12 protein-coding genes are annotated in these 12,877 nt (G+C 35.3%); 8 read left to right on the top strand and 4 right to left on the bottom strand.

Going from position 1 to position 12,877, the window contains the following annotated elements; translation table 11 throughout:
* A partial coding sequence (locus tag J2S13_RS16940) for a CotG/ExsB N-terminal domain-containing protein (protein WP_370874047.1) occupies positions 1-251 on the bottom strand: 251 nt, incomplete at its 3' end.
* A 636-nt stretch (positions 252-887) separates the two neighbouring features.
* Here J2S13_RS16940 and J2S13_RS15305 point away from each other — a divergent pair.
* The 3 genes from J2S13_RS15305 to J2S13_RS15295 all read left to right on the top strand — a co-directional run bounded on the left by J2S13_RS15305 (position 888) and on the right by J2S13_RS15295 (position 3,814).
* Positions 888-1,979 (top strand): CotH kinase family protein, encoded by a 1,092-nt coding sequence (locus tag J2S13_RS15305; RefSeq protein ID WP_370874048.1) that lies wholly within the window; start codon positions 888-890, stop codon positions 1,977-1,979.
* A gap of 120 nt (positions 1,980-2,099) precedes the next feature.
* Positions 2,100-3,053, top strand: a complete 954-nt coding sequence (locus J2S13_RS15300; protein ID WP_307258702.1) for a spore coat protein — start codon at positions 2,100-2,102, stop codon at positions 3,051-3,053.
* 95 nt (positions 3,054-3,148) lie between these two features.
* Positions 3,149-3,814, top strand: a complete 666-nt coding sequence (locus J2S13_RS15295) for a YwrJ family protein (protein ID WP_307258700.1) — start codon at positions 3,149-3,151, stop codon at positions 3,812-3,814.
* Positions 3,815-4,123: 309 nt separating this feature from the next.
* Here J2S13_RS15295 and J2S13_RS15290 read toward each other — a convergent pair whose 3' ends face one another.
* On the bottom strand, positions 4,124-5,479 hold the full coding sequence (locus J2S13_RS15290; protein WP_307258699.1) for an arsenic transporter: 1,356 nt from the start codon (positions 5,477-5,479) through the stop codon (positions 4,124-4,126).
* Between the two features lie 359 nt (positions 5,480-5,838).
* Here J2S13_RS15290 and J2S13_RS15285 point away from each other — a divergent pair, with 359 nt between their 5' ends.
* The 5 genes from J2S13_RS15285 (at position 5,839) to J2S13_RS15265 (ending at position 11,578) form a co-directional block, all read left to right on the top strand.
* The gene (locus J2S13_RS15285; RefSeq protein ID WP_307258698.1) at positions 5,839-7,635 is read left to right on the top strand and encodes a zinc ribbon domain-containing protein; all 1,797 of its coding nucleotides are present in this window, start codon (positions 5,839-5,841) and stop codon (positions 7,633-7,635) included.
* A 14-nt stretch (positions 7,636-7,649) separates the two neighbouring features.
* Positions 7,650-8,873, top strand: a complete 1,224-nt coding sequence (locus J2S13_RS15280) for an ABC transporter permease (protein ID WP_307258697.1) — start codon at positions 7,650-7,652, stop codon at positions 8,871-8,873.
* Complete coding sequence (locus J2S13_RS15275) at positions 8,849-9,988, top strand: ABC transporter permease (RefSeq protein ID WP_307258696.1); 1,140 nt, start codon at positions 8,849-8,851, stop codon at positions 9,986-9,988. The genes J2S13_RS15280 and J2S13_RS15275 overlap by 25 nt, the downstream gene beginning before the upstream one ends.
* Positions 9,985-10,704, top strand: coding sequence for an ABC transporter ATP-binding protein (locus tag J2S13_RS15270; protein ID WP_307258695.1), 720 nt, complete (start codon positions 9,985-9,987; stop codon positions 10,702-10,704). The genes J2S13_RS15275 and J2S13_RS15270 overlap by 4 nt, the downstream gene beginning before the upstream one ends.
* 148 nt (positions 10,705-10,852) lie before the next feature.
* On the top strand, positions 10,853-11,578 hold the full coding sequence (locus J2S13_RS15265) for a DsbA family oxidoreductase (protein ID WP_307258694.1): 726 nt from the start codon (positions 10,853-10,855) through the stop codon (positions 11,576-11,578).
* A gap of 62 nt (positions 11,579-11,640) precedes the next feature.
* Here the strand turns inward: J2S13_RS15265 and J2S13_RS15260 are convergent, their stop codons facing one another.
* Positions 11,641-11,868: a YiaA/YiaB family inner membrane protein gene (locus J2S13_RS15260; protein ID WP_307258693.1), complete on the bottom strand. Its 228-nt coding sequence runs from the start codon at positions 11,866-11,868 to the stop codon at positions 11,641-11,643.
* Between the two features lie 308 nt (positions 11,869-12,176).
* Positions 12,177-12,746: a biotin transporter BioY gene (locus J2S13_RS15255; RefSeq protein WP_307258692.1), complete on the bottom strand. Its 570-nt coding sequence runs from the start codon at positions 12,744-12,746 to the stop codon at positions 12,177-12,179.
* Between the last annotated feature and the right edge of the window lie 131 nt (positions 12,747-12,877).

Raw genomic sequence — 12,877 nt, 5'->3', positions numbered from 1 at the left:
CGAGAATCGCGAGTGCGACGAGATCTGCGGGTGTCGCGAGTACAACGGGATCTGCGGGTATCGCGAGTGCGACGAGATCTGCGAGAATCGCGAGTGCGTCGGGATCTGCGAGTATCACGAGAACAACGGGATCCGTGGGAATGACGGCTGCGTTTTTTAGATTCTGGCTCTTGGAATAAGAAATGGCCTAACCCCGATTCCATATTCTCATTAACAGCTTGTTGAATGTCGTCTTTTGTAAAGAGTTTCATTCGTAATAACCTCCTTATTAAGTTTAAAATAAACATGAAAAAATTCGAGAAAAGGAAATTTAATCCGCTAAATGTTTAATCTATTCTTCATACTAGTCCCTTCTCTTATTACAAGTTATGTAGACTAGTGACAAATTGATTGAGTCATTCGTACATTCTTTTCTAAATGTATTTTTGTCCCTGAATTTTTTGGGGTCTGCCGTTTTCCACATTTTATAACCGGTAAACATCACATGGCCATCGTGGGATCGATGTACGTACCATATCCTTTGTGATTTGGATATTTCCCGTGCAGATATGCACTATTTCCCACGTGATTTGCATATTAATCGTGAGGATATGCACTACTTCTGTTGAGATATGCACCTTTCCCGTGATGTTTGATTATTTCCCACGAATTTATGCGCTAGTCAAGGCCGATCAGATGCAAGTCGCCGCTGTGCAGTCGCCTACGCATTTCATTGTCCAGCTCCGGCTCCTAGCGGCTCGAGGTCATCTGCTCTTCCTTTCTGTCGCAAACTGCGCGACGCCAAGGCCGATCAGATGCAAGTCGCCGCTGTGCAGTCGCCTACGCATTTCATTGTTATACACTATTTTTTTTTGTGGGCATAGATTATGAAGGAAAAGAGTAAGGTGGTGGGGAGTATGGAGAAATTACCACGGTATCATATATATATTCATCCATTAGATATAAGAGAGCTAAGGAATGATATTTGGTGTGAGGATCCTGTACCTGCAACTTTGAAAGTAAATAATAAAAAGTTTGAAATTGATCTTAACTATCGGGGTTCTCATATTCGAAAGTTAAAGAAAAAATCATATTATATTTCGTTCTATAAGCCGAAAACGTTTCGGATGGCAAACGAAGTTCATTTAAATGCAGAATATAATGATCCCTCCTTAATAAGAAACAAACTATCCTTAGATTTTTTTTCTGCTATAGGGGTTTTAGCACCACAATCACGCTATGTCACTTTAAACATCAATGGGAAAAATGAAGGAATATACTTAGAATTAGAATCTGTGGATGAAAATTTTTTATTGAAAAGAAACGTTCCAAAAGGCGCCATTTATTATGCTGTTGATGGGGATGCTAATTTTTCATTAATGAGTGATTTAGATAAGGACGTCAAAAAATCTCTAGATGTAGGGTATGAAAGAAAATGTGGAACTGACGTGGATGATCAATATTTACATGAAATGATTATGAAAATAAATACAATCCCAAAGGATCATTTTGAAAAAGAAATTCCTCAGTACATGAATGTTAATCAGTACCTTCTTTGGTTGGCAGGTGTAATCTTAACACAGAACTATGATGGGTTTGTTCATAATTACGCACTTTACCGAAATGAAAATACAGGGCAATTTGAGGTAATGCCGTGGGATTATGATGCAACATGGGGAAGGGATGTTCATGGGGAAATCATGGAGGAAGACTATGTTCCAATTACAGGTTTTAATACTTTAACAGCCCGAATTTTAGATGTCCAGTCTTTCCGAAAACAATATCAAAAAATATTAAGTCGAATTCTTCAACATCAATTTACTATAGAGTATTTAAAACCGAAAATAGAATCATTACAGCAACTGATTAGACCATATGTATTAGAAGATCCATATGAAAAAGATAGAATAGAAAGATTTGATCAAGAGCAAGAGATTATCCTTCAATATATTGATAAAAGAGCTGAATACATTAAAAGCCATCTTTATAAATTAAATTAACGATTTAGGCATTCATTTAATTTTAGGGAATTAGGCTACTATTCAGTTTCATTAAACACCCGTGATACGTATATATGCATTATGAATACCCTATATGGATATTTGACAAGGAGGATAAAAATGGAAAATAAAGAAGCGAATTTGGGCACTAAAAGCTCATATCACTCATTTCTTATGTCACTAAAAGGGAAAATGGTTACAATTTATCGTGGCGGGCCAGAGTCCAGGACTGGTATTTTATTAGATGTTCAATCAGACTATATTGCTATACTATCGCAAAAAAACAACAATGATAATAATCAAAACAATAATCAAAACAACAACCAAAGCAAGGTTATCTACTATCAAGCAGAACATGTGAAAAGTATTAGTGAGAATTCAAAATCTAACTCTATGCAATTAATGCAATCATATGGAGAACAAGTGGATTTTCTTCAAGCTGAAAATTTCCTAGGTTTATTAAAAGAATTCGGAAATAAAACCATCCAAATTAACCAAGGTGGCCCTGAATCAAAATATGGAACACTATTATCTGTACAAGGGGATCATTTAATTTTATTTACAGAAGACGATGGGGTCGTCTATGTGAACGCATATCACGTAAAAAGTATATGTGAATATCAAAACAATAACAACTTCCAATTGAATAATGCCGTACAATCAGGAATAGTTTACCCGGATTATGTGAATGTTGAAAATTTCCAAAATGTGTTCCGTGATTTTTCACATCAATGGGTATCAATCAATCGTGGGGGCCCTGAAGCGATGGAAGGTGTTTTAGTTGAAAATGCAGGTGGTCATTACACACTAGTTAATAATGAAGAAGTATTACGAATTCATCCTTACCACATTAAGAGTATAAGTGTTGGTCCAAAGGGATCGTTAAAACAGAATAAGCAAAATGATAATAATCAACAAGACCAATCGAATAATCAAAATAATAATGCAAACAATTCTAACTCAGATGGAGATAAAAAACAATCAGAGATAAAGAGTAATCGATCCAGAAGTCGCAGTCGTAATAATGATAAAGTGGTCAAAACGATTGATTATGTTTGGAACAGTAAGGAATAAACATCGAAATGATAGGATCTTGGGAGTAAAAGGTGCATTGGGAGAATCTCTAATGCACCCGTTTAAAATATGGATTAAAAAGGGGGGAAGGTAGCGTGGAAAGGATTCGTCATTATATTGGGGTGGAAGTGGAGGTTGAAATTTCAGGGAAAACCACATTTGCAGGGATTCTCATTGATACAGGTTTAGATGTCATTATCCTATTTGATGGCCAACAATTCCTCTATATCCCACTATTGCATGTCCACAATTTAAAGGAAAAAAACTTAAAGGAAATTACTGCTGCTACACCTGAAAGTCTTCCATTCCAGAATGAAAATGAGGATATATCATATAGAAAGGTTTTAAATAATGCAAAGGGGAGATTTTTGGAAATTTTTGTGACGGGTAATCGCTCCATTCATGGATACGTGACAAACGTATTAAATGATTATATCGTCTTCTTTTCACCGGTTTATAAGACAATGTTTGTCTCCATGCAGCACTTAAAATGGTTAACACCTTACACGAATCAGCTAACTCCCTACACATTAGATCATGATAAATTACCAGTAGTTCCATCCAGTATCTCCTTACATCGTTCCTTCGAAGATCAATTAAAAAAATACAAAAATCAATTGGTTGTGTTTGATATGGGAGATCATCCAAATAAAGTAGGAGTATTAAAAAATGTGTCAAGTAATATTATCGAGCTAATAACAGCAAACGGGGAGTCAATGTTCTTGAAAATGTCTCATATCAAGACCATTCACATTCCTTAAAAGCTTGAAGATGAGGTCATGTATGATTTTTCCTTAAAAGGAAGATAATCATTGTCTTTAAGATTCCACTTCTACTGAGATATACGGGGAATGGCGAGTGATGAATTGGTCATTATCATGAACAAATCTCGATCATTCCCCTCATTTAAGTTTAAAGATGTATTGATATTAATCGATTAGAGTCTTTCGATATGAAAAAAGACTCTTTTTTATTCGGCCCTTTTCCATTCGTTCATGAAAAGTTGAAAATGGTTCAATGAAATAGTACTCCTTAGATGAATAACATTGCCTCAATTGAATATTAACAAATTAAGTAAAAATTAATTGAACCCAATAATAAAGCAAAAATAAGGTTAAAAATGTAGTAATTGGGATGACGATGATCGATACATTTAAATAATCTTTCCATTTTACTTTAATCTTATTTTGCCTAAGGATATGCATCCAAATAAGGGAAGCAAGTGTCCCAATAGGTAGTAATAAGGATCCCATGTCGCTACCTATGATATTTGCCAGGTAAATCGTTTTTAATGTAACTGGATCTAGTCCCATCTCCGTCAGTGTAATGGTTCCAATCATTAAGGCTGGATGATTGTTAAAGAAGTTAGATAGAAAAGAAACCAATCCCCCCATAATAAAGCTAGCTTGGAATAATCCTTTATTCACAATCGGTTCACAAACCTCTACAAGCATCTCAGTTAATCCGGCATTATGAAGGCCGTAAATAATTACATACATCGAGAAGGCGAAAATAAGGATATGCCACGGGGTTTTCTTCAATATGTCTACAGGGGTAGTTCCTAAATGATACCATCTCCATACTAGTAGTACTAATGAGCCAAAAACAGCCACTATTTCAATTGGGATGGTAAAGTATGACGCTACGAACAAGAGACAACGCATAATAAACACAAATAACAAGACTTTTATCATAAATCTTGTACGTTTATTCTTTGTTTCAACAGAGATACTTCCTTTTAATGGATGAAAATGCTTAGTGAAGAAAATTTCCTCAATATCATGTGCGATATCTGGTAGTTTTTCTGGTAATCGCCTTTTTACGATGATGAACATTATCCATGACATAAATATTAGCCCTAATGTTGCCGGTACAAACATCATCGCTGTATGCATGTAGAGTGTCATGTTCACAATTTCTAATGCAATTAGGTTCACGATATTACTAACTCCGATCGGGGCGCTTGATGCAGTCGCGATTAGGGCTCCGCTTAATAGGTAGGGAATCATTTGATGGGGTTTTAGTCGAAGATTTTTCAAGAGTAAAATTAAGATAGGAGTTGTAATTAAAATACTGCCATCATTATTAAATAGAAGTGTCATTAAAAAGCATAATAGTTGAATGTACCAATATAGTCGATAACCGGAGTTTTTTGAATGGGTAGCAAGTCTGGCTGCTGCCCAGTGGAAAAAGCCGAAACTTTCCAATATAACAGCCATTACACTCGTGGCAATAATTGTGATGGACGCCCCTCCAATCTTATCGATAATATCGATGACATCTCTCTGGGATACGAGCCCCGTTAATAATATCACCCCTGCGCCTACCGCAGCAGGCCAAGCTTCATTCATTCCACCAGGCCGCCAAAAAATAACGATCATAGTCATAATAAATACGAAAATGGTCAACCCGATTTCAAAAGTCATTTTCTCCTTTCCTCCTTAGATGAGTGTAGTAGGACAAATATTCCTGCATGTCCTATTCCCTATAGTTATATTCATCCTCTACTAAGATGGAGATAGATATTTGACTATAACCATTAAATTATATGTTTGTCCTACTAGGATAGTAGTCTATTTAGATGAATTCCTTTCTGTTTTTATAGAACTAAAGGTATGGATATGAACTAAAATATAGGATTTTTATCCTATTTTTCAATTAATGGTAAAGGGGGAAAAGAACGGTTTTTATGTCTACTTTTGTCGAACATATAGAAATGAAAATGGGCTTTGCTAGAATGAGAAAGTAATAGTACAAATTTTCATTATTTTAAAGGAGAGAGATTATGAGGAATTGTCCAAAATGCGGGACTAGCATGAGTGAAAACTCGTCCATTTGCTCTTCATGTGGCACATCCATTCAAGGAGCGACGAAAGAGGAAACAGCAGCAAGTTTAGAAACGCAAAGTTATAAGCCGCCAACAAAGCTAAACAAAAAAATATGGATACCAGCAATTATTTTTATCCTTTTGAGCGGAACAGCCGTTTCAGCTTTTTTCTTCAAAAAATCCGCTAAATCATTGTATTTCATTTCAGAATACAAATCGATCCAACAACAGACGGAAGATTGGAATCAACTGTACGGTGAGAGTATAGAATTCCAGAAAGAAACATTGAAAAGCCCATCTAGTACAAAGATGGAGCTTAGCGGGAATATTGAAACGGGTCCAGCTGGAGCTGTTTCACCGGAAACAGAAATGTTACAGGAAATACTGAAAGAAGCGTCCATTTCTGTACAAGCTGACCAAGATCCTAAGAAAAAAGCAAGCTATTATCAAACGTCTTTAAATATTGGAAAAGAATCAGTGGATGCAAAATTATTCCAATCTGAGAAGCAATTAGGGCTTCAAATCCCTGCATTATACGAAAAAGTCCTATATTTGAATCTGAAGGAATATGGAGAGTTTATGAGAATGATGGACCCGACATACAATGGGCCAGAAAAACTAAATTTATCACAACCTAATTCTGCAGAACTTTTATTATCAGAAAAGGAAAAGGCATATTTAGCCAAAAGGTATGGCGATTTTATCGATAAGGAACTAAAAGATGAGCATTTCAGTTTAGAGAAAAATGTGAAGTATGAACATAAGGGGGAAGAGATGAAGCTAAGAAAGGTTTCTCTTCAATTATCCTCTGAAGAAACGAAAGCTCTTCTTCTTAAGTTTCTGGACCAATTAATAGAAGATAAGAAAATGCATAATATGCTTTGGAGTCGAGCGGACAAAATGATACAATCCTCAATGGATGAAAAACTGCAAGTAGATTCAGCCACTTTTAAGGAAGAACTTGTGAAGGGGCTTAAGAAGACCAAAAGTGAAATCAAAGACATGAAGTTTCCGAATGGCTTCCAATCTGATCTATTAATCGATAAGAAAGAGCAAATCATTGATCGTTCTGTAAAAATTACTTTCAATAATGAAGTGAACCATGTGAAATTTGACATTCATACGAAAAACATACCTTATGATCAAGATAAAAGATTGAAAGAAATAAAAGTTGAAGCAATTGATGATAAGAAGGATAAGGTTGGTTTTAACATAACCAATGATATCGATGAAAATAAAGAAAAACGTAAGGAAAACTTAGCTATTACTTGTTTATTGGAAAAGGATGGGAATATCGATACAGAATTAAAGTTCAAAATTGATTCTAAATATAAAGGCGATCCTTCGGAAAAACATACAGTTGATAGAGATTTTACGTTCTCGATCAAGGATGAAGACTCACCTCAAATCTCAGGGAAAGTGGCTGGGAAAGTTAAGCAATCAAACGATATTAATATTGAAAAAAAATATGCAAACCAATCGTTCGACATCCAAATGAACTTTGATGATGTCGATGAATTGGAAAAGATTAATTTAAAATTGGATTCAAAGTCTAAATTAAAAGATGTTCAATTACCTTCGCTTGAGAAAGATCAAAAAGCGTTAAATGTAATGAAACTATCAGACGAAGATATTATGAATATTCAACAAGAGGTAAGTATTAATCTATATGAATTAATGAAGAAATTCGGCTTAATGGATCCTTTTGAAGAGGATATGAATACAATGGAAACAGAAACATATTCTAATCTTTAAATAGGTGTTTTGACATGAAAAATATTGGTGTATTTACCGCCCTCTATGTGGCATCGTTATGGAAAAGGAAAATGATCATTAGTCTTTATTGGTTCATTCCGATTTTATTTTTAGTTGGAATGGGTATAATTGGGAGTCAACTATTTAAGAACAAAGGGATGGTTGAGCCATTTCAAATAGCGATTATTAATCATGATCCCACCTTCGAAACGAAATTGGTTGTGAATCAATTGACGGAGAATGATGATTTTAAAAAGTTGATGAAGCCCATTCAAACGAATGAGAAGACGGCTCAGAACATGATGAAGAAAAATGAAATTGCTTCAATAATCATTATTCCAAAAGGATTTAGTCGAGATGTTGCCCAAGGGATTAATACACCTGTTAAGGTCGTTGGGAATTCCCAACGACCTTTGCAATCCCAATTAGTCCTACATGTAATGGATAGTGCTGCGTATTTAACTTCAGCCGCACAAAGTGGCATTAATACGATTCATGATTTCATGTTAGATTCGACATTCTCAAAACAGGAAAGAAAAGAAGAGTTGAAAAAAAACATCGTTACTTTTTCCCTTCACGTTTTAGGAAGGGGAAATATTTATGAAGAGAAGGTAGTAGACTCATTATTTCAGCGAAATTTAGTGGAATATTACTCTGTTTCTTTTTATGTGTTTCTTCTTATGATTTGGAGTTTCACAGGTTTAGTTTTATTAGACAATTATTTGAGCTCTAGTGTAGAAGCTCGTTTACAATCACGTGGCGTCTCCGCAGTGGAAATGATGTTAGCCAAATTAACTGTCCTCTTTTTACTTGTTTTAATGAGTAGCTTCATCGCTTCTTTGTTATTGATGTGGAAGTGGCCAATCCCATTATTAAAATGGACTTTGGGTAGTGTAGTGATGATCCTTGCTTGTTGTACACTGTTTCTCTTCCTTGAAAAACTGCTTTTCAATGTGAAAGTTTATCAAATGGTGGGAGGATGCTTGTTAATCGTCGGGGCTATTTCTGGGGGTCATATGATTCCAACTGTATATTTTCCTCATTGGTTGGAATTATTAGGTAAGACAACCGTCAATTATTGGGGGTTGAAGTTTTTTCTATCCGGTGAGATAGCTTGGGGATCGATAATCAATCTATCTGCAGTCTCAGTCTTATGTCTTGTGTTCACGGTTTTATTAACTCGGTATTTTCAAGAAAGAGGGAGGCTCAATGAATGGGGATTTTTTTTCAAACATTAACACAAACCGCTAGCCGCCCTTTTTCCTTTTGTATTTATTTTTTTCCTATTATCGCAGTTCTAGTTTTTAGTTTTCTATTAGATAAGCAACAAGAAGATTTGATTATTCCTATTTCAATAGTAGATGAAGACAAAAGTGAGTTATCAAAAAGTTTTATTCAGCAAATGAAGAAAGAATCGAGAGTTTTCGTACTAGAGGATTCCCGAGAATTGGCAAAAAAACGGTTAATGAAAAATGAGGTAGATAGTGTTTTCCTTATAAAGGAGAATTTCGATAAACAATTGTTGAATGAGGAACGGGATGAAACCATAGAACTATGGTCATCGTCCACTTCGATCGCGACAGGTGTAGTAAAAGAATTGCTGGCTAGTAAAGTGACGAGGCTGACAACGACAATTAAAGCATCCGATCGAGTCGTTAAAATTTTTGAGCGTAAATTTGGAAGAAGTGAGGAGACTCAGAAGCTGTGGGAAGAAGCCTATCAATATACAGATCAACAATGGGAACCAAGGCCGTTAATGACGATTGCAGTTTCAACAGGGAAAACGACCACTAAGGGAACAAAAAAGAAGGAAAAACATGAATCAACGGTTCCGTATGTAAATCTATGGGGTTTTTTCACGATGTTATCTTGTTTCTTATCGATGGAATGGTTCATAAAAAATCAGCCCTTATTTGCCAAAATACGTTCAACTTATAAAGGATTGGCTATTTATTTATGGCAGCGGACAGCGGCTATTTTTTTTCTTCACATCATTCAAGCAATCCTTATGTTTGCTGTATTTATTTATTTTGGAATGATTGAAAAGAATAATCTCTTAATTGTTCACATGATCTTCTTTATTCTTTTTTGTATTTCTAGTAGTCTTTTTATAGCAAGTATCAACAAGAATCGTGGAAATTACTTGTTTTTTGGTTTTTTCATTGTTTTTATGATAGGAATTATTGGGGACAGCTTTTTTTCGATTTCTGATGTTTCTCCAAAACTTAAACTGTTTTCATCATGGATGCCTCAATCATTATTAAATGAGTCATTATTCCCTAATGGGTTCATCTTGATGACCGTTGGATTGCTTTTGGCCGTATGGGCCGTAGGGAGGTTACAAAAGAGATGATTAGCATTCAAAAAGTTTCAAAAAATTATGGTAGGAACCATTCTTTGAAAGAAGTTTCGATGGAAATTCCTAAAGGAGAAATCTTTGGATTATTAGGTCCGAATGGGGCGGGAAAATCTACATTATTATCTATCCTTGCGACGATTTCAAAGCCGTCATCAGGAACGATTACGATAAAAGAATTTGATTTATCCCTTCATAAGAAAATCCGCCCATTGATTGGATATGTTCCACAAGAAATAGCCCTTCTTGATGAAGCAACTGTGAAAGAAAATATGGTGTTTTGGAGCAAGTTTAATCAGTCGCAAGTTTCGAATGAGTATTTATATGACATTTGTGAAAGATTTCATTTAGCTAATAAATGGACAGAAAAAGTAGCCCATTTATCTGGAGGGATGAAGAGAAAGTTGAATATTGCGACAGCTTTAATTCATCAACCGGAGATTCTTTTAATGGATGAACCAACTGTCGGAATCGATCTTCAATCCAAAATGGAAATTAATCAATATTTGAAACAATTGGCGGAAGAAGGAAAAACGATTGTCTATACGACTCACGATTTGAGTGAAATTTTATATTTATGTAATCGTTTAGGGGTATTAAAAAATGGTAGATTAGTGTTCGAGGGGACCATCGATGAAGCAAGGGAAAAGCTATATTATGAAGGTTCCCAACTGACGGATGAAGAAGTAATTTATCATTTATTAAAAAATTAATAGAATGGCGAATGGATTTGATTTCTGCCTGTAAGACCAACTATTTGTAAGGTTCACATCGTGCTAATCAAAACAAAGGTGCATTTATTTTATATTCCCCCAGGAGTATGTTACAATCACCAAGATGATGAAAAAATGGGGTGTGAAAATGAAAATAGAAGTATGGTCTGATTTTGTCTGTCCTTTTTGCTATATAGGGAAACGTCGTCTTGAAAAGGCGTTAGAAAACTTCCCCCAAAAAAGTAAAGTAGAAGTTGTTTATCGAAGCTATGAACTTGATCCAAATGCTAAGAAGGATTATCAGGAGTCAATTCATCAAATCCTTGCTTCGAAGTACGGCATTAGTCTAGAAAAAGCTACGAAAATGAATGAAGATATTGGGAAACAAGCTGCATCAGTTGGACTCGAGTACCATTTTGATACGATGAAACCGACAAATACATTTCATGCTCATCGACTAGTCAAATTTGCTGAAGAAAAAGGGAAAGAAATGACTGAACGTTTATTGAGAGCCTATTTTACCGACTCAAAGCACCTTGGAAATGATGAAGAATTAGCTCAATTGGCGGTTGAGTTAGGATTTGACTATGATGAAGTGATACGTGTTCTTGAAAGTGATCAGTACTCAGAAGCGGTTCGTGCTGATGAAGAAATGGCAAGAAAAATAGGGGTTCAAGGTGTCCCGTTTTTTGTACTTAATCAAAAGTATGCTGTTTCTGGAGCACAACCGACAGAAATATTCGAAAAAGCACTACAAAAAGTATGGAAAGAAGAGAATACCGTCTCAACAATCGAAACCTTGTCTAATGAAAGTGGGGCTGGTGCCGTTTGTACGGATGACGGATGCCAAATCCCAAACCAAAAAGAAGTATAAGAACAAGGCTACAAGCTTTTTCAAGCTTGTAGCCTTTTCAAATGAAGACAAAAAGTGCGATCTTAATCTTTTCCAATTTGTTTCGTTTTTTCTTCATCTTCGTAATTATCACGAACAACCTTTTGTAGTACAAAGGACGACATAATTAAAAAAGCCGCTGTTACTGCATAATACCCTTTCACAACGAGTGGTTCGTTCAAAAAGTAAATTCCGATATACATAGCTAAACAAGCCGCAACAAATGAGATCCAAGCTAAAAAAGTAAAAGCTGCCGTATTTCTTTTCTTCAACATATTCCCTCCTTTTCCCAGATTCTAAAAGGGATGAGATGTTTTTTAAGTATCTTACTAACATTTATTATGAAGAGGGATGATATATGTTGATTATTTAGGCATCCTAAAATAAAAAAACCATTAATCGGTAAGGATCAATGGTTCTTTCTTGATGTGTAGGAAACGATAAAATTTTTAGAATTTTCTCTGTTTCTCCCTCCGATAAATCAACATCAGCTCGAGAAGTACCTCGCCGTGTTTCCTTTATCTCAGTCGAAAACTACGAAATCCGTACGCAAGAACTGTGGCACTTGCGTATTTGTTCATTAGGCTGAAATTTTCTCTGATGTTTTTAATAATTTTGCGGATATAAGTCTTTGACGAACAATAATTCCTACCCATGCGGCTAGTAAGGCTTTAATGATTCCTCCAATAATAAAAGGAAGAAATCCAGATGCAAAAGCACCAGTCCAAGATAATTCTGCTAAATATTTTAACCAAACCGTACCGATTGCTAAATTTACAAACATTCCAATGATATTTGCGATAAAAGCTTGTGGAATAGTAAAAGATGTTTTTTCTAAATAATAGCCAATCACAAAAGCAGAAAAGATGAAACTTACAATATATCCACCTGTCGGACCAACGATGACTCCCATTCCGCCACTCATAGAAGCAAATACCGGTAATCCTACTGCTCCTAACAACATATAAAGAAAGGCGGATAATGTTCCATATCGAGATCCTAATATTGTTGCAGCTAATCCGACAGCAAGAGTTTGTCCAGTAATCGGAACTAGAGGAAGTGGAATGGTTACTTGTGCTAATATTCCTATAATAGCGGCAAATAACGCCGTTACAAGCATCATTTTTAAACGATCATGTTGCCTATTCATTATTGAGACCTCCATTAATGTTAACCAATGTTAATAACTCAACTTTCGCACCAGAAAAATAAGCGCTAATTGTTGGCTGTATTGTATTTAATATCTATTAAATATGTTGCTTGACAATGTTTTTTAAAAAT

This window comes from Oikeobacillus pervagus (assembly GCF_030813365.1).
In the GTDB taxonomy this organism is placed as follows: Bacteria; Bacillota; Bacilli; order Bacillales; family DSM-23947; genus Oikeobacillus; species Oikeobacillus pervagus.
This window is presented reverse-complemented; position numbering and strand designations above follow the sequence as displayed.

Bases quoted from the DNA above. Each gene is read 5' to 3' on its own strand.
- J2S13_RS15280 (WP_307258697.1), top strand. From the start codon at position 7,650: ATGAAAAATATTGGTGTATTTACCGCCCTCTATGTGGCATCGTTATGG.
- J2S13_RS15270 (WP_307258695.1), top strand. From the start codon at position 9,985: ATGATTAGCATTCAAAAAGTTTCAAAAAATTATGGTAGGAACCATTCT.
- J2S13_RS15300 (WP_307258702.1), top strand. From the start codon at position 2,100: ATGGAAAATAAAGAAGCGAATTTGGGCACTAAAAGCTCATATCACTCA.
- J2S13_RS15285 (WP_307258698.1), top strand. From the start codon at position 5,839: ATGAGGAATTGTCCAAAATGCGGGACTAGCATGAGTGAAAACTCGTCC.
- J2S13_RS15290 (WP_307258699.1), bottom strand. From the start codon at position 5,479: ATGACTTTTGAAATCGGGTTGACCATTTTCGTATTTATTATGACTATG.
- J2S13_RS15265 (WP_307258694.1), top strand. From the start codon at position 10,853: ATGAAAATAGAAGTATGGTCTGATTTTGTCTGTCCTTTTTGCTATATA.
- J2S13_RS15255 (WP_307258692.1), bottom strand. From the start codon at position 12,746: ATGAATAGGCAACATGATCGTTTAAAAATGATGCTTGTAACGGCGTTA.
- J2S13_RS15275 (WP_307258696.1), top strand. From the start codon at position 8,849: ATGGGGATTTTTTTTCAAACATTAACACAAACCGCTAGCCGCCCTTTT.